18 protein-coding genes are annotated in these 20,748 nt (G+C 44.8%); 9 read left to right on the forward strand and 9 right to left on the reverse strand.

Annotated elements, in window-relative coordinates; all coding sequences use genetic code 11:
* Positions 1-16 precede the first annotated feature (16 nt).
* From V513_RS04985 to V513_RS05010, 7 genes are all read left to right on the forward strand, one after another.
* A complete protein-coding gene (locus tag V513_RS04985) occupies positions 17-619 on the forward strand; it encodes a DUF6305 family protein (protein ID WP_099772282.1) in 603 nt (200 codons plus the stop codon).
* A gap of 41 nt (positions 620-660) precedes the next feature.
* The gene (locus tag V513_RS04990) at positions 661-1,962 is read left to right on the forward strand and encodes a citrate transporter (protein ID WP_099771919.1); all 1,302 of its coding nucleotides are present in this window, start codon (positions 661-663) and stop codon (positions 1,960-1,962) included.
* Positions 1,963-1,975: 13 nt separating this feature from the next.
* Complete coding sequence (locus tag V513_RS13855) at positions 1,976-2,152, forward strand: hypothetical protein (protein WP_006492111.1); 177 nt, start codon at positions 1,976-1,978, stop codon at positions 2,150-2,152.
* An 8-nt stretch (positions 2,153-2,160) separates the two neighbouring features.
* Positions 2,161-3,354, forward strand: coding sequence for a succinylglutamate desuccinylase/aspartoacylase domain-containing protein (locus tag V513_RS04995; protein WP_014730325.1), 1,194 nt, complete (start codon positions 2,161-2,163; stop codon positions 3,352-3,354).
* Between the two features lie 59 nt (positions 3,355-3,413).
* Entirely contained in the window at positions 3,414-4,961 is a 1,548-nt protein-coding gene (locus tag V513_RS05000; protein ID WP_257211953.1) for a dipeptidase, read from the forward strand.
* A 127-nt stretch (positions 4,962-5,088) separates the two neighbouring features.
* Complete coding sequence (locus V513_RS05005) at positions 5,089-6,702, forward strand: dipeptidase (RefSeq protein WP_099771920.1); 1,614 nt, start codon at positions 5,089-5,091, stop codon at positions 6,700-6,702.
* Between the two features lie 250 nt (positions 6,703-6,952).
* The gene (locus V513_RS05010) at positions 6,953-7,225 is read left to right on the forward strand and encodes a hypothetical protein (protein ID WP_006492119.1); all 273 of its coding nucleotides are present in this window, start codon (positions 6,953-6,955) and stop codon (positions 7,223-7,225) included.
* A 74-nt stretch (positions 7,226-7,299) separates the two neighbouring features.
* On the opposite strand, the gene V513_RS05015 is transcribed toward V513_RS05010, so the two are convergent.
* The 4 genes from V513_RS05015 to V513_RS05030 all read right to left on the reverse strand — a co-directional run bounded on the left by V513_RS05015 (position 7,300) and on the right by V513_RS05030 (position 13,241).
* The gene (locus V513_RS05015; RefSeq protein WP_099772283.1) at positions 7,300-9,423 is read right to left on the reverse strand and encodes a DEAD/DEAH box helicase; all 2,124 of its coding nucleotides are present in this window, start codon (positions 9,421-9,423) and stop codon (positions 7,300-7,302) included.
* Positions 9,420-10,613: a BREX system ATP-binding domain-containing protein gene (locus V513_RS05020; protein ID WP_014730329.1), complete on the reverse strand. Its 1,194-nt coding sequence runs from the start codon at positions 10,611-10,613 to the stop codon at positions 9,420-9,422. Before V513_RS05020 ends, V513_RS05015 begins: the two co-directional genes overlap by 4 nt.
* A 23-nt stretch (positions 10,614-10,636) precedes the next feature.
* On the reverse strand, positions 10,637-12,676 hold the full coding sequence (locus V513_RS05025) for a hypothetical protein (protein WP_099771921.1): 2,040 nt from the start codon (positions 12,674-12,676) through the stop codon (positions 10,637-10,639).
* Positions 12,677-12,758: 82 nt separating this feature from the next.
* Positions 12,759-13,241, reverse strand: a complete 483-nt coding sequence (locus V513_RS05030; protein ID WP_014730331.1) for a hypothetical protein — start codon at positions 13,239-13,241, stop codon at positions 12,759-12,761.
* A gap of 151 nt (positions 13,242-13,392) precedes the next feature.
* On the opposite strand from V513_RS05030, the gene V513_RS05035 reads away from it, so the two are divergent.
* Complete coding sequence (locus tag V513_RS05035; RefSeq protein WP_099771922.1) at positions 13,393-14,361, forward strand: hypothetical protein; 969 nt, start codon at positions 13,393-13,395, stop codon at positions 14,359-14,361.
* On the opposite strand, the gene V513_RS05040 is transcribed toward V513_RS05035, so the two are convergent.
* From V513_RS05040 to V513_RS05050, 3 genes are read right to left on the reverse strand one after another with little or no spacing between them, the layout of a single operon-like run.
* Positions 14,340-15,191, reverse strand: coding sequence for a carbohydrate ABC transporter permease (locus V513_RS05040; protein ID WP_014730333.1), 852 nt, complete (start codon positions 15,189-15,191; stop codon positions 14,340-14,342). The genes V513_RS05035 and V513_RS05040 overlap by 22 nt on opposite strands.
* A 10-nt stretch (positions 15,192-15,201) precedes the next feature.
* Positions 15,202-16,113, reverse strand: coding sequence for a carbohydrate ABC transporter permease (locus V513_RS05045; protein ID WP_099771923.1), 912 nt, complete (start codon positions 16,111-16,113; stop codon positions 15,202-15,204).
* A gap of 57 nt (positions 16,114-16,170) precedes the next feature.
* A complete protein-coding gene (locus V513_RS05050) occupies positions 16,171-17,448 on the reverse strand; it encodes an extracellular solute-binding protein (RefSeq protein ID WP_014730335.1) in 1,278 nt (425 codons plus the stop codon).
* A gap of 188 nt (positions 17,449-17,636) precedes the next feature.
* Here V513_RS05050 and V513_RS05055 point away from each other — a divergent pair, with 188 nt between their 5' ends.
* Positions 17,637-18,443 (forward strand): protease complex subunit PrcB family protein, encoded by an 807-nt coding sequence (locus V513_RS05055; protein WP_099771924.1) that lies wholly within the window; start codon positions 17,637-17,639, stop codon positions 18,441-18,443.
* Here V513_RS05055 and V513_RS05060 read toward each other — a convergent pair.
* Positions 18,426-19,775 carry a deoxyribodipyrimidine photo-lyase gene (locus tag V513_RS05060; protein ID WP_014730337.1) on the reverse strand — a complete coding sequence of 450 codons (1,350 nt, stop codon included), beginning with the start codon at positions 19,773-19,775 and terminating at the stop codon, positions 18,426-18,428. The two genes, V513_RS05055 and V513_RS05060, sit on opposite strands and share 18 nt — an antisense overlap.
* On the reverse strand, positions 19,772-20,740 hold the full coding sequence (locus tag V513_RS05065; protein WP_099771925.1) for a YbgA family protein: 969 nt from the start codon (positions 20,738-20,740) through the stop codon (positions 19,772-19,774). Before V513_RS05065 ends, V513_RS05060 begins: the two co-directional genes overlap by 4 nt.
* Positions 20,741-20,748: the final 8 nt, after the last annotated feature.

Raw genomic sequence — 20,748 nt, forward strand, 5'->3', positions numbered from 1 at the left:
TTCGGGAGGCAATATCATGAGAAAGGTATTGATTCTGGTCTTACTAAGCATGGTTCTATTCACAACTGGTCTATTTGCGGTTGTATCTGGAGACCCAGTAGTTGAGGGTCAACTACCGTTTCTTCTCACCAACGCGGGGCAGGGTCCCGGCGGCAAAATGGCAAGGCTTCTAATATGGCAGAGCGGAGCAATTGAAGACACGGATTTCGATTACAATGCAGAACCACTTAAAGAAAATCCGAACGATCTTACTGCGAGAGAATACAAGATGCTTTTCGTTATCATCGGTTCTTCTGCAAAGGGCCTTGGCGCATCGGGTATAACTATTGATGAAGAGATAGTGAGACTCAACAAGATGATAGAAGAAGCCAAGAGACTCAACATGTTTATTATTGCCGCTCACATTGAAGGAAAGGCAAGAAGGGGAAATCCCGGAAGTGCAGACGAACGGTCAATTGATGCGATTGCACCATATGCAGACTACCTAATTGTGATGAAAGAGGGAAACTTAGATGGTAAATTCACTAGGATAGCTGAAGAGAAAGATATCCCCCTCACTCTCATCGACAACACGATTGATTTCATGCAGGTAATTAAATTGATGTTCCCGGCCGAATGATGGCGTTCTAGCCAGATCGCCGCTTCTTTGGAGGAGTAAAAATGTATCTTCAGACAACGATTATCGCAATAATTATGGTTGCTACTTTTGCTCTTGCAAGCTGGAAGTTGAAATCGCCGGAGATATCCATGGTAATTACCGCCATTGTTGGTGCGTTAGTGGGTGGGTTTGGATTTCCCTCGAGGCTTCTAGTGGAGGGTATGTTTACATATTTTGATGTTGGAATGATTTTTCTAACCGCATCGATTTTTATCAATATTTACTCTGAGACAGGGGCTATGAATGCCCTGGTTCGATGGATTGTGAAGCAGTTTTACGACAGAAAGTGGCTAATGTTAGTGCTACTGGGAATATTGATGATCATTCCTGGTGCTTTGACTGGAGCGGGGAGCGTATCGATATTTGTCGTAGGAGGCCTAGTAGCTTCAGTCATGAGCTACATGGGGTTTTCGAAGAGGCGTGTGGCGGCCTTCATATACTTGTTTGCAATGCTTGCTGCCGTTTCACCTCCTATAAACCTATGGGCAATGTTGATGGCAGCTCAGGCTAACATGCCATATGTTGGTTTCAATGTGGTACTGCTTGTACCAATAGTAATTATTGCCTTGTTTACAATAGTCTATACTGGCACTAGCAAGACGCCGGAGAGAAAGAGCAAAGAACACATCCTTTCCGAACTTCCACTTCCACCTGAAGGGATGAATTGGTTCAAGATCATAACTCCTTTTGCTGTTCTGCTTGTGTTGATTCTACTATCTAAATTCGCGGCATTTTCTATTCCCGTTCTTGGCCTTCCGCTTACATTTGTGATATGTGCTTTTGTCTCTGCCATGATGGACAGGAAGAGGTGGGATGTTCGCAAATGGTTCGATGTGATGGTAAAGACTATGGATCAGGTGTTTCCGCTACTAGCAACGGTTATAAGCGTAGGTGCCCTTGTAAATATCATGACGGCAACTGGTGTCAGAGGCTTGCTTGCGATCACTTTCATTACTCTACCGATGGTTTTCATCTACATTACCGCGCTGCTTTTTGCACCTTTCGCCCAAGGAGCGCTCAGCTACGGAAGTGCAATTATCCTCGGTACGCCGATAATCTTCCTATTCAATTCGGTTGGACTGAATGTCACAGTTACTGCTGCTGCTCTCAGTCTCCTTTTCCCATTGGGCGACTGTCTGCCTCCATCGAGAATAGTGGGAAGGCTTACTGTTGAGACGGTAGGATATGAAGGCAGCTACATGTCTTTCCTCAAAGCGATAGCTATACCGTGGCTTTTCATGGGTGCTATCGGGCTGCTGATGCTTATTTTCCCCAACCAGTTAGATTTCCTTGTAGTCTATTGATGGAGGTGAGGACATGTTGGTCTTAATGGATACGATTATTCACTATTTTTACTTTGTAATGACTGGGTTCTTTGCTATCCTTCTGCTAAAGAATCTTTTCAAAAGAGAAAGGCGAAAAGGCCTTGTCTATGACATAGTCTATTCCTACGTTATCATGGTCTTCATACTAAGAGTAATCGGGATTAAGTGAGGTGTGAGATGAAGAATCCACTGTATCTAAAAATCCTATTCCTGGTTCTTTCGGGCGTACTCGGCCTTTTAGCTGGAATAGAGTTCTGGGAACTCCGGCATTACAAAGAAACGGTCGTCGTTTCAGAAGACTTCTCTGAAAAGATTATGCTTAGCCAGTATCTTCCAAGTCTCAAGAATACTTGGGGAGATACACCTATTTATATCTATGACTCCGGAGTACCGGGAGGCTCGATGCTTGTTCTCGGTGGAACCCATCCATATGAGCCGGCGACGACACTCGCAACCTACGTTATGATGGAAAACATCGACGTGACATCGGGGAAAGTCTATATAATTCCTCATGCAAATATGAGTGCCTCTACATTGGGAATGCTTGGCAACGCATACATAAAGTACTACCATATAGAGACTCCATGGGGTCAGAAGAAGTATAGAGTCGGTGACCGAGGAACTAATCCACTAGATCAGTGGCCAGACCCTTTCACCTACGTTCACTACCCATCAACCCAGAATTTGGCTTACCAGGACATCAGGAATTTGAACAGGACTTTTCCTGGAAGACCGGATGGAACGCTTACGGAGAGAATATCCTATGCGATTATGGAGTTGATTCGGAATGAGGACATTGACATTTTCTTCGATTTTCACGAGGCATCACTGATGTACCCGGTGGTAAGTACTTACGTGGCACACGACAGGTCAATGGATATTGCCATGATGGCCGCAATGATGCTAAGCGCCACTCAGTTCCCGATGAAGTGCGAGGCCTCGCCAAAAAACTTGAGAGGTCTGACACACAGAGAAGTGGGCGACTTCAGCAATACGTTGGCAATATTGATGGAGACGCCCGAAGCCTTTATCGACAGAGTCGTTGGGCGCATGTCAGAGGAACTTATGCTAGAGGGTAAAGATGAATTCCTTCAGACAGCTGCAGAAAAGGGTCTAGTTTACTGCGATTACGACATATATGAAGGTTTTCCGGATGCTCTTGGAAACATGATTATTGGTACACCGATGGATTACAGAGTCGGTAGGCACCTATCAGGAACGCTAGAGGCCTTGAACTGGATGAATCAGTTCTTCCCTGACAAGGCAATTAGCGTGACTTTTCCAAACTACGTCGATGTTATGAGTAATGGGTCGGGGTACTATCTACATGATCCAAGCAAAGCCGACCCATCCAGAGTCTTCCAGAACTGAAAGTCTGAAGATCAACTGATACAGGAAGGCACCACAATCCTTTTTCTAGGGGGCAAAACGTGAAATTGAAGCTGAAAGCGTTCCTGGTACTTGTGATTTTGCTGGTCTTCTTGAGTAGTACCGCGCTTACCTGTACCATACTTGCCGTTGGCAAGGATGCATCGGTGGATGGTTCGACAATTGTTACCCACAACGACGATTCCAGTTCGGCCGACTTCAGGCTGTGGATAATCCCGGCTACAGACTGGCCGGAAGGTTCGATGAGAGATATCGTGATCGATTCTCACAACTACATTGATTACGGTGGCTTTCCCTTCGTTGATGTTGGTGACAAGGGAGTAGTTGTGGGACAGATTCCTCAGGTGGAGCATACCTACCAGTATTTCCACTCCAGGTACTCGTTTATCAACGAAATGGGAGTTGCAATGGGTGAGTCCACTGCCGGAGGCAGAAGGGAACTGAGAGAGGTCAGAGGTTGGATCGACTGCTGGACGGCTCAGGATATCGCCCTGGAGAGGGCCTCCACGGCAAGAGAAGCGGTCAGAATCATGGGGGATCTTGTCGAGCAGTACGGCTGGTACGGTTCAGGCGAGATAATGAACGTAACTGATGGAGATGAGGTCTGGATAGCCGAATTCTACGGACGTGATCTCTGGGTTGCAGTGAGGATGCCGGACGACTGTGTTTTCGTCGGTGCAAACACGATGAGAATTCGAGATCTCGATTTTGAAGCCACTGAAAATGTGATGTACTCCCCGAATCTTATTTCTTATGCGATTGAACAGGGATGGTACGATCCGAATTCCGGAGAACCCTTCAGACCGGCAGATGTTTATGCCCAGAGGAGCAGCGGAAACATTCGCGAATGGAGAGCATTCAGCTTGATGGCTCCATCCATGGGGTACGAGTACCTAGATGTCCACTACCCTCTCTGGATAAAACCCGATAAGAAACTTTCCGTTTGGGACATTTTCACAATTTCTGGAGATTGGTACGAAGGAACGGAATTCGGCCTGACTAAAGGAATTGGTGCCGGGCCTTTTGGCGATCCATTTGCAAGCTACAGAGTCGGAGGAAGGCAGAGACCCATAGGTATCTACTTGAGTTGTTACGTTCAGATCAGTCAGATCAAGAACTGGTTGCCGCCTGAAATTGGATCAGTAGTATGGTTTGGATATGGTGGAGGCGGCGCACAGTACCATACTCCTCTTTGGCCGGCAATGTCTGAGCTGCCAGAGTTCTATCAGGTTGGCTCGAGATATGAAGACTTCAGAAGAGATTCTGGATGGTGGACAAGTACATATGTTCAGGAAATGACAGGGCTGAGATTCAAAGATGCAATCGTCGATTTAAGAAACTTCAGGGATCTAAAGATGCAGGCAGTGTATCAGACGTTGCCAAAGATTCAAGAATACGCCACAGAACTATACGAGACCGATAACGATGCCGCGCTTGCTATCATAAGTGATTATGCGTACAACACGACGGTTGCATGGCAGGCCAGCAGCTTAAGTTCGGAGATTACTTGGTGGGCAACTACTGTGCAGACAGGATTAACTTTGGAACAGGTCTGCCAAAAGAATGGGGCGAACTTCTGGACTCTTTGAACAACTAGAATCCAAAAACCCTTTCTTGTTCAGTGAATCTATACGGGAGGTGGGATCAGTCAGACAGCGTAGTAGTAATGTTTCAAAAGCAACAACAAATCTAATCTAGATGGGGTGATGTACTCTTATGAAGAAAGTTTTAATAATTCTGATTGTGGCATTGATAAGTTTCGCAAGTGCAGCCGTTGCATGTACTATCCTTGGGGTTGGCAAGGATGCAATGGTTAATGGTTCAACTATCATTACACACAACGATGATTCAACCAGTGCGGATTTCCGTCTGTGGATTATCCCTGCGATGGATTGGCCGGAAGGTTCAATGAGAGATATCGTGCTCGATTCTCACAACTACATCGATTACGGCAACTATCCCGAAGTGAACATTGGTTCGAAGGGGACTCTCATAGGACAGATTCCTCAGGTTCCTCACACCTATCAGTACTTCCACTCAAGATACTCCTTCATGAACGAGAAAGGAGTTGCCGTAAGTGAATCAACATTTGGTATAGACACCAGTACCGATTATGGCAAGGAAGTAAGAAAGGTTCTCTGGACGGACTCTAAGGGAATCATTGACTGCTGGACGGCACATGATATTGCTCTCGAGAGAGCCGCGACCGCGAGAGAAGCTGTAAGGATCATGGGTGATCTCGTCGAGCAGTATGGATGGAGCACGGTTGGTGGCGGCGGAGAGACAATGACCGTTGCCGACGGCGAAGAGACCTGGATCGTTGAGTTCTACGGAAGAGATATTTGGGCTGGTGTAAGGATTCCAAGTGACCACTTCACAGTTGCAGCAAATAGAGCAAGAATCATGGAAGTAGATCTCGAAGACACAGAAAACGTTATGGCTTCCCCGAACATAGTATCCTTTGCCGTGGAACAGGGATGGTATGATCCTAACTCAGGCAAGCCATTCAACATAGCCGAGATTTACGCTCCGAACGACAGCCTTTACGCAACAAGAAGAGAGTGGAGAGCATTCGACCTCGCAGCTCCTTCTCTGGGACTCAGCCCACACGACTTGAGATTCCCGCTTTCTGTTAAGCCCGACAGACTTCTCACCGTAAATGATATCTTTGCGATCAAGGGTGATTACTATCAGGGAACGGATTACGACCTGACAGCTGGACTGGCTGCGGGCCCCTGGGGAGATCCTCTAAGATATGCCAATACTGGTAAGACGGGTTCTTGGGAGAGAAGTATCAATATGCACAGAACCTGCTATGTCCACATAGGCGAGACAAACTCTGCCTATGCAGAACCATTTAAAGGAATCAGTTGGTTCGGTTACGGCGCACCCGATACAAGCTACATAGTTCCATTGTGGCCGATAATGAGAGAGCTTCCCAAGTTCTACGAGACCGGTAGTAGATTCGAAGAGTTCAGAAGAGACTCCGGTTGGTGGGTCAACTCTTATGTGCAGCAGATGGCCGAACTTCACTATAACCTTGCGATCCAGGATATCAGGAACTACAGGGATCCTAAACTGGAAGTTCTCTACAAGGTTACACCGGAAGTTCAGAAGATAGCTACTGATATGTATGAGACGGATCCAGAAGCTGCCATAGATTTCGTCTCCAACTATGCTTTCATGAACGCGGTTGCATGGCACGAAGAATGGAAACTTCTTGGTGACAGGCTTCTTGGAAACTACGCACTCGGATATGTCAATTTCAAATCCTCACCATATCCCGATTGGTGGAACGAAGCAATCGGTTATGGTTTCCCAGAGAGATAGTTGTATTTCTCTGAATTCAGAGGCGGCCGTTTCGGCCGCTTCTTTTTTGTGTTTCAGATCTCCCAAATCATCAGTATTTCTTTCGTTGCTTTTGAGCAAGACTAAAGAGCGACGGAAAAATCGGTTGATCACGAAGGCGTAATTCTAGAGTCTTCAGGATCGAAAGCATGCTCCTTTCACTATACAAAACTCCACTAAGTTGTGATAACATCTGTCAGTATAGAAGTCAAACCCGAAAGGAGTGGCAAAGGTGCAGAACATAGAGAAGATCATCGATCTAGTTGAAGAGCTTTTCGATGAACTTGAGAATGCTGATGTCCAGGAGCTTACCGAGGCTCTGCCGGATATGGAACAGGATGAAGTGACGGAATTAAGATCAAGCATTGAAGACTGGGTTGATGGACTTGACGAGATCATTGCACGTCTACCCGAGCTTCAAGCATCGATCCTCGAACTGAAAGGTGATCTTGAAAGGCTCAACGATTCAGTTGTGGAGATGGAAGAGGATTTCGAGGAGGACTGAATTAGATTCATTTTTGGGGGGTTCAATTGCCCCCTTTTCTCTTTTACATAATGGGTGTTTTGCTTGTAGGGGGTTTAGGAGTCAGCATCTGTTACCATTACGGCTTCAGACAGTTCCTTCAGTAAGGGGGAGTCGAAGAATCTGTGTATTACATACTTTACAAGGAGTTGTTGAGGAACGAATCTATCGAGTTTTTCGCCTAAGAGTTCGTACAGTTTCTTTAGCTCATTTGGGTTTTCTCTGAGATAGGTTGAGAGAATCCCTTTGATTTCATTTTCTTCCATTCTTGAAATCGCGAGCAACATTTCGTGTAGCTCATCGATATCGATTCCGTCCTTAACTATTACGCTGTGCCAGCTAGAGCTAATCTTCTTGATACCGGAAACTGCCTTTATGCACAGAGAGAGAAAGATGTTTGACATATCGCCCGCGAAGGTTTCGATTATTACACTTTTTCTTGAGTTTCGAAGAGAAATTGAAATAGATGATGCCCTGTGATTATCGATGAAGTCAAGAAGCGTTTGTGAAGCGTCCTGTGAGAGAACTACTCCATCAGGAATCTTTATCTCTGCCAGAGAAGACTTTATGGCCCTTGCGAACTCCTTTGTCATCAACGAACTGCTTCCAAACCAAGAAGGCGGTTTGCCGCTGTCACCTAAAACAACATGAACTGTCTTCCTGGCAGGACTGACTTCTTTTACAAGGAATGATCTTCCCCCGAGAAGAAAACTGACTTCATCGTCAGAGGAAGTGCTAAGAACTGCAGGGTGAATCTTTCCAATTTCGTGTCCGTTGAAAATAACGGAGTAATCAAATCCCCCGGGAAAGAGGACAACAAAGTCCATCTTTTCCTTTCCGCTTCCGATCATCTCGGCGGTAGCAGCCCCCGAAGTTATCGCATTTCCTCTTCTTGCCAGGAAGGATTCCTTAACGAGGTGATCCAAAACGATTTCGAAATCCGCGCTGCCGATTTGTCGGAAAGGGAAGGCTCTCTTGAGCACTGTAAGATCTTCCTTGCACAAAGAACCGGCAGTCTTGGTTAGGCCGATCAACTGATGGCCCAGCAAAGGAAGATGAAAACTGCTAGGCTTGAGTAGCTCAACGGATCCTTCTTCTAGCATATCGAGTATTCCCAGAAGATTATAGAGACTTTGAGGATCCTCTATGAAAACGGATATTGTGGATTTGTTCTTCTTTCTTCCGGCACGGCCAGCTCTTTGAAGGAATGAAGCCGCTGATGGAGGTATCTCAAGAAAGATCACCCTATCTATATCGCCTATGTCTATGCCCATTTCCAGCGTCGAAGTGGCTACAATAGCCCTCAGTTTCTTGTCCCTCTTAAACTCCTCCTCAATCTCTACCCTTAAGCTCTTTGATACGGAACTGTGGTGAACCGGGATAGCCAGTCCTAACGCTTTTGCAGAAGCTGCAAAATCCTCGGCTTTCGCTCGCGAGTAAGAAAAGAGTAGAATCTTGTCGTCAGTCTCCTCAAGGAGCCTTGCGAGGTATTCGGCTGGAGAGATCTCTCCTTCCGTGAGAACCTCAATGGTTCTCTTGCTCTTACTGTCGTCAGTTACTATTTCGGATTCTCTGTTTGAGCTCCCACTAAGCCATTCCATAAGGAGTTCAGGGTTTCCAACAGTTGCGGACATTGCAATTCTCTGTTGATCAATGCCAGAGAGAATCTTAATTCTCTCCATTAAAGAAGCAAGCTGAGCGCCTCTTGGAGAATCGATGAAAGCATGCACCTCATCTATTATCACGAATTCTACCTTTGAAAGCAAATCTATATTCTCACTCAAAAAGATACCTTCAACTGATTCAGGTGTCGTTACGAGTATGGAGGCCTCCTTCGCAGTAGAGAACTTCTCTGATTTTGTGAGATCACCGTGCCACTTCCCCACTACCATACCAAAAGGTCTCAGAATGAGTTCAAGTCGAGAAGCCACGTCGTTGATCAAAGATTTCAGTGGAGCGAAGTAAATGCATTTCAGACCAGCCGAAAGCTCAAGTAGTCTATTAACTACGGGTATCATTACTGCTTCCGTTTTTCCTGAGGCCGTACCCGCAATCAGCAACAAGTTCTTTCCATCCAGCACAGGGGGAATAGTTTTGCTCTGAATCTCTCTCAAGCTCTGCCAGCGATATCTATAAGAGAAGAGATCCACAAGCTTCTGATTTAGTCTGGGATCAATCACCAAAGTTGATCAGCAGCTTTAACTGAATCTGCGTCTCCATTTCCTTCTTGTCCTTTGCCTTGCCTGAGAGAATCGAGGAACTCTACGGTGAGCTTGGCAACTTCTCTAACGGAGGGTCTGAGTTTTCCATCAATTCCTGTGTACTGCTTAACCAGGGACTGCAGTGTGGTCTCTTCGAAGGACGAGTCTGCAGTGTATGAATAGCAGCTGGCGTAAAGCGTCTTTAACCGCCTGATCAGCTGTCTCAAATCTTCTTTTCCCAACGGTTCTAGATTCAGGATAATGGTCTTTCCACTATTATCCCCGGAGATGTTTTTCATCCTGTCGTAAAGCGCATGGTAGGATGCGATTCCTCTATGCTTGTTTTCGAACCAAACATCTGTTCCAAGCCACAAAAAGTAAGTCTTTTGGAGGAACCCCGCAGACATCTTGTCGATGATTTCCCTTAGTTGATTGAAGGTCCTATCCCTTACATCTCTTCTTCTGTTCATTGTGGATTCGAGCTCATCCATTATTATTACCAGCCCTGGGACCTGTAAAGTATCCATCAAAGAAGTGAAAGACTTCAGGAAGTTCCAACCATCATCCTGGAGAAAATGGTATATGCCGTGTTTTTTCATCGTTCTTTTGTCAACACTATCTCCAACGAGATACGCATAAAACTCTTCACCAGGGGCTCCCTGTCCAGCGCTTGCCACATATGCGGCGCAGAAATGAGAAAACATGCCATCGGGGTCATAATTGTCTCTCGTTGATAGGTATTCTCTCACTGAGTTCACATCGTCAGACGGAATTCTCAGTTCCTCAAGCTCGCCGAGCGTCTTTTCGGCCCAGGCCCTGAGGAATATCTTCAAAGGATTCCCGTTTATTCCCACCATTGTCATGTTCTTCATTATTGATCTAAAGAATTCGTCCTGTTTGTGTAGTGTGTCGTAATCCTTTTCGGAAAGGCAGGATATCATCATTCCTTTTTCCCTGGACACGTATTCCGCGTATCTGGCAAGAGTTGTCTTTCCCAGTCCGTATTCTCCCAGAAAGACTCTCACCTTGCTTCTCCCAGTCAGAATGTAGTTGATATCGTTCTCAATCTCTTGAACGTATTTTTCTCGGCCTGTGAGTATCTCGGTGACGAAATCAACCGGGACGGCAGTTCCGGCTCTTATGGCCTCAAACATCGGATGGTAATCCACGGAAAACTCCTTTCAGCTTTGTGTCAATCATCTGATGCGAACCTCGCTTTCAGCAGTTCCCTAGTTTCTTCATCGAAATTGTTTCCCCAGACAAGCCTGGGTACATCACCACTAATAACTTCTATAAGGGGTTTACCGCCACTTGTCACTTTAGGTGCCACTACAAAGACACTCCAGAATGTTAGCCCAAGTTCTTGAAGCGAATACTCTCTTTCGGGTTCACATGAAAGGATTTTACAGACAGTTCTTTTTGTTTTCCCCGACAGGGCTTCTATTTTTACTTCAAGCTCTCTGAATCCAGTAATCTCTTCTTGTACAGGATTTTCAGTTTTTATTTCTTCTTCCTCTTTTTCCCTCTCCGGAAAGAAATATGTCCACTCTACCTCATTCATCCTTTTGGTTGACCATTCAAGTTCGTAATGAAGAGAGTTGATCTTTTCAAGCAATTCTGCAGATATAGGGACCGCTGAAACCTCTGTTGTCTCTTCGATTTCCGATTCGTCACTCTCTTCGACCATATTTCGTATTATGAGTTCCCCGACTGTTTTATGGTTAGCCTCTCCAGGATTAATCTGGTCTTCAGACTCAGATCGATTCTTTGTTTTTGCTTTTAGCGGAGCGGGGAGCCCATTCTGCGGATACTCTTTCCACGAAGACATTATCCGCGCTTCTTTCAAGAACTCAATGAAAGTTCTTGCGCTTTCCTCTCTTGCAAAAAACAGCTTTATCAAAGGGACACCGAAACCCGTTGCCGAAACTGTTACACAGTAATAGTTGAAGCACTCTATTCGCTCGTTGTTTTTGGCCTCCTTGTCTGGCCCCCCACCGGGAAGTAAGTACTTCCAAGTATATCCGACAAAAATTGCATCTTTGCTGTCCAAAAAGGCTTCGCGAGAGAGCCTCAACTCCTCTAGCTGAGTTCTTATAGAGTTGAACGGAAAGCTTCTTTCACCCTTCTTGAGACCCGACGAAGTTATCATCAATTCGTCGACAGAACATAGATCAAAAACGCCGCTGCTTTCTTCACATTTGATAATCCTAAACTCGCTCCTTCTAGCAGAGTAACGCATAGTTTCGCCCGCATGGGCTAAAGGGTCCTTTATCTGTCGTTCTTCAATAATCGTCCAGCAAGCCCAGCCAGCCATTGCCTTCTGAAAAGAGGGTAGAATTCTGCTAGATATCTTTTCGAAATACCACCTTCTTGCTTGTTCCCAATGACTCTGACCAAGTCCATACTCGGTCCTCGCTTCCTTTATACCTTCAAGCCATGTTGCAATTGTCCCGTATCTTCTAAAACCCTTTTCGAGATATGAAACGAAGAGGTTATCGGGAACGGTAAGCCATTTCATGAAGGTTAAAGAATATCTCTTTATTTCTTTGATTATAGTCTCCAATCTCGAAAGCTGAACCTCCACACTACTTTCATCGTATTCACCTACAGCAAGCCCAATCTGATTGTCCAGGAATTTAGAAGCCCCATCTTCATCGGGAGGGAATTTTGAAAGGAAATCAACAAGATCTGATTCAAGCATAGGGAGTAATGGGCATTCGAGGCTAAACAACCTCGAAACAATTTCATTCAAAGCGAGATTCAGTCCAAATTGATCGGCCCTTCTCCGCACCCTTTCGTGCAAATTCTTGAGTTCTCTTAGACTCGTTAAGAGAGAGTCGGATTTATCCGCGATCAAAGAGGAATAGTGAAGTACGATCTTTTCTAGAATTTGAGGAGCCTCCTTGAAGTAGTCCAAAAAAACGAAGAAACTATCATCTAGAGTCTGTCGCTCAGTTGCCGCTTGAAACAGAGTGTCGACAAGATCAGAGAGCTTCTCTGAACTCGAGGAGATCAATTCATCCTCTACACTTCTGTAAATGAAAGCGTACTTGGTCTCAAAGAACTTCTTGAAGAAACTTGCGACCAGTGGAGTCTTCAAAGAAATCAATGCAGCATTTGAGGTCTCAGCTAGCGGTTTCCAGTTCTTACCCTCAAGACTCTCATTGGCTTTTTCGATAACATCTTCGGCCGATAAAAATGAAATGAATTCCCGTTGACGAGAATCAGACAAAACATATCCCTCACTTAAAGTGACTTCCAAGAAGATTATACTACACTTGTTGAAACCGATTGGAGGATCGCAAAAGGAAAGGCTAACGCTCAATTTCCCGATCTATCAGCTCGGCAAGATCCATTAGTCTATCGACTACTAGTGCCTTATTCTGGCATGCTCGCAAGAATCTCTCGTCGAACTTCATCGATGAGAGATTCTTACCGACCTTCTCGAGTCTGGAAATCGCGAGAAGGAGGTATGCTCCATCGATGAGCTTCCTTATCAGGCACGGCAGTCTCTCTTCTCTTTTATCTGAAGCAGCTCTTTCAATATCGGAGAACAGAAAGTTTATCGATTCCAGTATAACTCTGAAAGAGAAGAGAAGAATGTCTTCCTTTGTTTCCAGAGGCAAGCTTTCCAGCCTTCTTAGCTCAGTCTTGATCTCTGCGACGGCAAGCTTCGACCGTGAAGGGTCTTCGAGATAATTCTCTAACCTTTCGGCGGTAATTCCAAAGAGATCGGCTATCTCGTCTGCACTTCGCCCTTCTGAAAGAATCCTTTTAAGGAACTCCTTCTTACTCATAAGATCACCTCTCTATTCAATTATATTACTTGTTTCTTCTGGGGAAAAATCTAATTTCCAATCTTGAGACCACCAAAAAGTCAGTCTTGTGTCGTTAGATAGGAGCCTTGTTTATTTGATGGTGCATTAGAATAATCTTGGGGGTGAAAAAATGAGAAGAGTGATTCTCTTAGGGATCGTTTTCTTTTTCTTTTCTATTTCACTCGCTAGTGGGTTCTACATTGGATCTGGATTTATCGGTCTAGTCGAAGTCATTGCCGGGAATCAGGAGTGGAATATGAGAGTCATACCTGTCACCTCGTTATCGAGTGGAGGAATAGTTGCCGGTAAACTGATCTTCAATGTCCTTAGAGACAAAGGCTTTGCGGTGATTCCCGCTCTTCAACCGGAGGGTTATAGGGTGGTTGATACTTTTCATTGCGAAGCAATCGAAGTTAATATTGAGAGACTGGAAGTCTTTGTAGCCGACGGGACACACGGGGTAGAAGTCTTTAAGTTCTATGGATCGTCCTTTTATAAACACATTCAGACAATACCACTGAAAGGCTGGGTAAACTCCCTAGCGTACCTGGATGACTACTTGTTGGTTGGAAGCGAGCTTGATGGGCTTTTCGTGATTCGGAGAGGGGAGAAGGGATTCGAGCTAATCGATCACATTTATCCCAGGTATGTGAGTGATCTGGAAGAGGGAGTAATAGTAAACGCCATTGCAGCCTGGGAAGACTCGTTTTATGTTGCAGCAGGAGAAAGAGGAGTAATGACTTTTGAAATTGGTGACTCTGCGCTCGTCAAGAAAGCCGAAATTAAGGTTGGCTACGCAATGGATGTTTCAGTTAGTGATGGGGATTTGTTTGTGGTCGACTCGAGGGTTGATGAAATACTGGTTTTTGACACAGACGACTTATCTCTTAAAGAAAGACACATCGTAAACGACAAATTAAGAGAGGCAGTGCCGATAGTTGACTGGCAAAACCACAATAAGCTCCTCGTATGTCGGCTTGATGATTCGGTCGCCGTAATTGACAGAAACACCTCTCAGGAGATTTTTTCCCTTAAAGGCAGCTTTTTTGGACTTGTTGAGGCTAGGTACTTCCTAGGTCACCCCTTTCTCGATGAATGAAGAGACGCTCCACTGACGAAATACTTAGAGAGCGCAAGAAAGAGAATCAGCATGGGAATGCTCGCTATTGCTGCAGCCGCCATCATCGCTCCCTCGTTAGTGTGTTTCTCCATGGCAAACTTCACAATGTACAGTGGGATTGTCTTCATTTCTTCACTCTGTGAAATCAAGAGAGGCCAAAGCAGGTTGTCCCACTGACTTCGAAATGTAAGGATAGCAAGTGTAGCAACTGCCGGAGCACTATTTGGCAGTATTATCTTCCAGAAGATGCTAAACTCGCCTGAACCATCTATTCTGGCGGCATCAATTATTTCATCGGGAAACGTTATCAAATACTGCCTCATCAGGAATATTCCAAAAGCATTAACCATAAAGGGGAGTATCAGTCCGACATATGAGTCCTGGATCTTGAGTGATGTTGCAACGAGATACAGAGGAATCATAATGGCTTCGAAGGGGATCATCATGGTAGCCATGATCAAAAGGAACACCAGATTTCTCCCTTTAAAGGGAAACTTAGCCAGACCATATCCCGTTAACGCGGAAAGGAATACGGTAGAAAGTGAAACAGCTCCCGCAACTATGAATGAGTTGAGTATGTTCCTGGGGTAGATGAAACTGCCATCATTCCCCCTTATTGCCTGCCAGTAATTATCTATGTAGAGATCCTTCGGGATCCAGGAATACGGCATCTTCAGGATATCTTTCGAGGGCATAAGCGAGGCCGTGAACATAAAGACTATGGGTGCAAGAATCACGATGGCTGTCACTATAAGGAAGGCCCATATCAAGACATCAACAACCACGGATTGTTTTCGAATTGTCTTCACAAGACACCTCCTAATAGTCGACTTCTCCACCTGATTTGCTTACTCTGAATTGAAGCCAGGTAAAGAAGAGCATTATGCCGAAGAGGATAATACTCATGGCGCTTGCTCTGCCAATGTCATGGTCTCTGATCGCCGTGTTGTATATGTTAAGGGTTATTACGTTTATTGGCTGGGTGGGAGCTCCCGATTGCGTGAAGAGATACTGGGTGCTGAATGTTTTCAGACACTGAAGCATAGACATGATCGACACCAGAACGGTTGTCGGTTTCAGCAAAGGGAGGGTGATGTGCCAAAAGTCCTTCCAGCCGTTTGCACCATCGATTTGTGCCGCTTCGTGTAGGCTCTGAGGTATGGATGCCAATCCCGTAATATAAATAATCGTGAAGTAACCTATGTACTTCCAGAAATATACCAGGATTGTCGACAACCTTACCATTCCCGCCGTTGCCAACCACTTATAATCTTTGCCGACGGTTCCGAGCAAAGTGTTCATGGTGGTATTCGCCAGACCTCGCGGATCGAATATCAACAACCAGATGGCTGCAGCAACTACTGAAGAAAGGACGGCCGGTGAGTAGTACACTATCTGGAAGAACTTTTGGAACCTTCGCCTTGACATGATAAAGACCGCGAGCAGAAGGCTGAATACCACAATTGGAATGAACGTTCCCAGTGTGAAGATAGAGGTTGCCTTGACTGAATTCCAGAAATCGGGCGATTTGAGAAGATACTCATAGTTTGCAAAGCCTATAAACTTTGGGGGCCGCAGATCTAGGAGTCTTTTTCTGAAAAGGCTGGTGTAAAAAGCATTAATTATTGGATAGAAAGAAAAGACGGCAAAAAAGGCAAGCGATGGGATCACAAATAACCAGCCCCACCTTGCTTTTTTGTGTTCTATGCCCCTGTTAAAAACACGTCTCAAAGGTAAGGCTCACTCCTTTCTGAAAGGAATTTGCCCGCCGCGTGGCGGGCAAATTAATCAATACTGATCGTCCAAAACCTCTTGAACCTTTCTTCTCAGTGTATCGAGTGCATCACGAGAGCTTGTTCCGCTAAGCATAACAGATTCTACAGCTTCCTTTATTAGAGACTGAATCTTTGCTGAGCTTTCAGAGAAATACACAACCGTCGATTTTTCAAGATCGGAGATAAAGACGTCTGAATATGGATAATTCTTGAACGTCTCTGACTCCAGTAGTTCGTTTGTCGGTATTATGATTGCAACCTTTTCAAGATACTCCTCTGCATGACTCAGCATGTAAGAGATGAACTTCCAGGCCATTTCCTGATTCTCCTTTGGTTTCTGGGAGTTCACCATGTAGTAGTGTCCATAATAATGGGCTGGCACGTAATTTACAGCATCTTCGAACTGAGGGAAGGGAACGACCATGAATTCTCCACTGTCATAAAATTCCGGATTGTCGGCCTTTATTCTCGCGAGTTGATATAGACCGGTTGTGCACATACCAATGTCGTTGTTGTCCATATTGAACAAACTGCGGGCATTCTTGTAAGTTGGAGAACCGAGATTTCTTCCATTCGGTCCCCATTCTGCCATATAGTCAAGGAAGTTTAGCCAAGCTTCGTCATTTATAATCGCGGTCTTTCCGTCGTCACTTACGAGTTTTCCGCCCATTTGCTCGACCAATGGCATGAATGCTACGAGATAGTACGGGTACCTGAAATCAAAGCCCCTACGGGTAATTATCTCACCCTCTCTTATTGTGAGCTTTTCAGATACTTCCATCATCTCTTCCCATGTTTTTGGGTAGTCGATTTCCGGATCTAGACCGGCATCTCTGAATACTTTCTTATTAAGCAAGATGCACCAGTTGGTAATTTCGAGAGGAAGCCCATAAATCTCGCCTTCATACTTCACAGGATCTAGAGTTCCGGGAAGGAATGATGCCAGTAAATCCTCCATGTCTTTGTAACCTGCGGCTTCATAATCAACGGGAGCGACTCTTCCATTAGCAATGTATGCAAATTCGTCTTCAATTGACATGTTGAAGATATCTGGACCCTGATTAGCGGCGAAAGCCGTCAGTATGAGCTCTTGTATCTTGGAGGAAGACTGTGTAACCCTTTTGATAACTACGTTTGGGTACATTTTCTGGAATTCCTCAATGAAACGTTCCTCAAGCGGAGTTCTGTTTGGGTCTTCGTGAGTCCAGAACTCCAATTCAATCGTGTTGGCAACAAGAATCGAAAGGGAAAGAAGGACCATTAAAAGAACAAAAACTAAACGCCTGTTCATCTAAACACCTCCCCATTTAATTGGAGCGATTGCTCCTATTAAAAAGATACATCTCTGAAGGTAAATACAGAAGGATACTCATGGCTTATTTGAGGCGTTGAAGACGATTCTTTGAATTATAGCGGCTCAGAATTAACCTGTGCAAACAAATCTGCGAAATTGCATGTCTTACAAGAAGGAGGTGAAATATGAAGAAGTTGATTATTGTGTTCATTGCCATTGTTCTTCTTTCCCCTTTTCTGGTCGCTTTTCAGGTAGACTACACGGAGCTTTCAAGTTACGAGCCGCTCGTACTCGATGAAAGCACAGGAAGTAGAACAAAGAGCGTTGATTTCTCCGTTCTTTCTGCAAGTGATTCCAATAAAGTTGTGATTATTGCTTCAGGTTGGCTCTTCGATCCTGAAAGCGAAGAGCAGGAACGGGAGGCATCAATTCAGCTGAAAGTAAATGGTGAATGCTATGAGAAGATAGTTTCCTTGGCTAGACAGGGGCTTTATTTTGTAATGAAGCCGTTTTTGTTATCATTTGAAAGAGGGTATTCGTTGTCCGTAATGGAATTAGTACTTGACTATGAATCGGTTTTGGAGGATGCGGTGAAGAAGCTTGAGTATGAATGCCTTGCAGTGGAGATAGAGAGGAGCATTGAAGCAGGAATTTTGATTGGTGTTGTGGAAGAAAAAGGGTTCAGAGAAACCTCAGTAATATCAGGCGAACCGGTCCTGGTAATACAAGCTGGAGAAAAACCTACAGGAGGATATGAGATAGAAGTGACAAGCGTTCTCCTTATTGAGACTAGAACCATAAAAGTATACGCCACGCTCCACTCACCGGGTAGCGGGGAATTTGTTACTCAGGCCTTCACATACCCAAGAAAGGCGATCAAGATTCTTGGCCTTGTCCCAGGCACTTATGACTTAATAGTTGAACTGGAAGTAATGAAAGATGAAAGAGTAACTGATACTGAAGTTTTCAGTTCGTCACTTTCTGTCGAATGACAGATTATCGATTCTTTTGACGTAGGAATCGATATCGAATTTCCTTTTGAGACCGTTTGAGTTCATATATCTGACCTTACCGTAGATCTCGCGTTCAGACCACGCTCTGTCGTGTTTTCCAAAGCACCAAAGGATACCGGCGTATCCGTTTGGGTCCCGTCCGTCCAGTTCATACTTGTCGTTAAGGTATATTGCCGAGCAAATAGCGCTTTCGGGATCGGAGCTCCATTCAAGGAGCTTCTTTCCCCAGTACATTCTCATATAACCATGCATTTTCCCGGTAAGAGACATTTCCTTTTGAGCTGCATTCCAGTAAGGATCATCGGTCTTACCGCTTTCAAGTTCGGAAAGTGAGAAGGATCGAACTCTCTTGTCCTTCCGGTGTTCATTGAGAGTCTTCTGAGCCCACTGAGGCAGTGCTTCAAAGGAATCGTATTTGGAATTATAGAAGACGAAGTTAACGCCCAGTTCTCTCCTGACCACCAGTTCTTCGATATATGCATTTTTTCCCTTTGAACAGGAATCAATTACTCTTCGTGCGATGTAAGAAGGTGAAATGTGTCCAAAGTGAAGAAAGGGGCTCATTTCTGACAGGCAACCGGAATTCGGATCATTTCTCTCTTCTTCAAACCGGTCTAAATTCTTCGAGAGAAATACTTCAAGTCTTCTCTTGGCTTCTTTCTGCCCCCCATGGAAATCGGAGACAACGGAAACGCTCTGGTCAAGGTCGGAAAGATCAACGTCTTCAATACCCGTAGCGCCTTCAAATTCAGCAAGCGAAGCTCTGGATCTTAGTTCCACAGCTTCGAAATCATTTACGAATTCAGCAAAATGCTTCATAACCTTCTTCCTGAAAGTCGCTGCGCTGTATTCTTCTTTGCAGCTTGCCGTTCTTACAGGAACTACCACGTTACTTTCAACAGAAAGAAACGGACATTCTAGTTTTTCAGCGATCCTCTTCCTCCAGTCTATCTGGTGTCGTAGATAACCTACGTCTGTTACCACCAGAGCACAACGTTTAGATACTTTGGGGACTATATCGACCGGATCTCCCTTAAAAATCACGAAGCGGATTCCCTGTTCTTCGAGCTCCGATTTCACATCTCTCAAACCGTCGAACATGAAGGAAAAACTCCGCAGGTTTCCTGAGGGGTAATTAGCGTTCAGAACGAAAAGCACAGCAAGTGGAACATCAAGTTCTTTCGCTTCTTGTTTAGCAAGTTCAAGAGCATGATTCTCTTCAGTTCTCTGTGAAGCTTGCATCCAGTATAAAACAAAATTCCCGCGTCGATCATTGCTCTTATTCAACTTGTGGGCCCTATCTGCTCTCATTTTCCTGATCTGCCCTTTCCAGAATCCGTTATTTCGACGAGGTCTTCTGGATAAGGCTCGAAGAAAGTCTGCCGCGCGAGATATTCGCTTTCAAATGCAACGACGTAAGAACGTAAAATATATAGAGGGACGCTCAGCGGAATCTTTCCCTCCCTATATCTTTCGAGTGTATCGAGAAAGAATCTCTTTTCCGAAGACGATATGTACTTTGAAAAGTAACCCAGTCCATGCATCAAGACATTGATATGAGAGGTGTGTCTTGGTGGGGTTGACATCGTTTTGTAGAAATGAGAGGAATACTCGTCATAGACTTCTCTAATATCTCTGGAATCCATCTTCCCCACAATCGCACCCATAATCCTCATTTCTTTTTGATTGTACGACATGAATAACAGCTTGTTGTCAGATTGAAAATCCACCAGCCCTTTCCTGGTAAGATTATTTGAGAGTTCTCTGAATCGGGAGACCGTAAAAAGTTTGGTCAAGAAGTGTTCTCTTATTATGAAGTTTGATAGCCTTCCATCGTCTTCAACTGGGAGGAAGTTGAACCTCTCAATAACAATTCCTCCAAAAAAACCAGAGTCTCTACCGGATGACATTATCTTACCTGCCCCGGGATACACTTTCACATCTTTTATGCCACAGGTTGGCGATGCAGATTTGAGAATAAAACCGTCAACTCCGCTCAAACCATCGAGAAACCTGTGAGAGTAATCTGTAAGACGCTCTGTAACATCGTTACCTGTCAAAGGTTGAATTAACCTTATTCCATCTGACTTTCTTACCATTCTTACAGGGGCTCGCGGTGCCCCAAGTCCGATATCGAATTCGGGACACACGGTAAAGTACTGGACGTATTTCTTCAGCCTTTTGACGAATTTGCTTGGAATCATCTGGCCGTTGTATCTGCAGGTATCGAATCCGAGACATCTACTGACCACGACTTGCGGTCTAGAGTGTATCAAAGTCGTGT

The organism is Mesotoga sp. H07.pep.5.3 (assembly GCF_002752615.1).
Lineage (GTDB): Bacteria > Thermotogota > Thermotogae > Petrotogales > Kosmotogaceae > Mesotoga > Mesotoga prima.

What these genes read in the sequence shown, in the direction of transcription:
- V513_RS04985 (WP_099772282.1), top strand. Translation starts at nt 17, where the DNA reads ATGAGAAAGGTATTGATTCTGGTCTTACTAAGCATGGTTCTATTCACA.
- V513_RS04990 (WP_099771919.1), top strand. Translation starts at nt 661, where the DNA reads ATGTATCTTCAGACAACGATTATCGCAATAATTATGGTTGCTACTTTT.
- V513_RS13855 (WP_006492111.1), top strand. Translation starts at nt 1,976, where the DNA reads ATGTTGGTCTTAATGGATACGATTATTCACTATTTTTACTTTGTAATG.
- V513_RS04995 (WP_014730325.1), top strand. Translation starts at nt 2,161, where the DNA reads ATGAAGAATCCACTGTATCTAAAAATCCTATTCCTGGTTCTTTCGGGC.
- V513_RS05005 (WP_099771920.1), top strand. Translation starts at nt 5,089, where the DNA reads ATGAAGAAAGTTTTAATAATTCTGATTGTGGCATTGATAAGTTTCGCA.
- V513_RS05030 (WP_014730331.1), bottom strand. Translation starts at nt 13,241, where the DNA reads ATGAGTAAGAAGGAGTTCCTTAAAAGGATTCTTTCAGAAGGGCGAAGT.
- V513_RS05035 (WP_099771922.1), top strand. Translation starts at nt 13,393, where the DNA reads ATGAGAAGAGTGATTCTCTTAGGGATCGTTTTCTTTTTCTTTTCTATT.
- V513_RS05050 (WP_014730335.1), bottom strand. Translation starts at nt 17,448, where the DNA reads ATGAACAGGCGTTTAGTTTTTGTTCTTTTAATGGTCCTTCTTTCCCTT.
- V513_RS05055 (WP_099771924.1), top strand. Translation starts at nt 17,637, where the DNA reads ATGAAGAAGTTGATTATTGTGTTCATTGCCATTGTTCTTCTTTCCCCT.
- V513_RS05060 (WP_014730337.1), bottom strand. Translation starts at nt 19,775, where the DNA reads ATGAGAGCAGATAGGGCCCACAAGTTGAATAAGAGCAATGATCGACGC.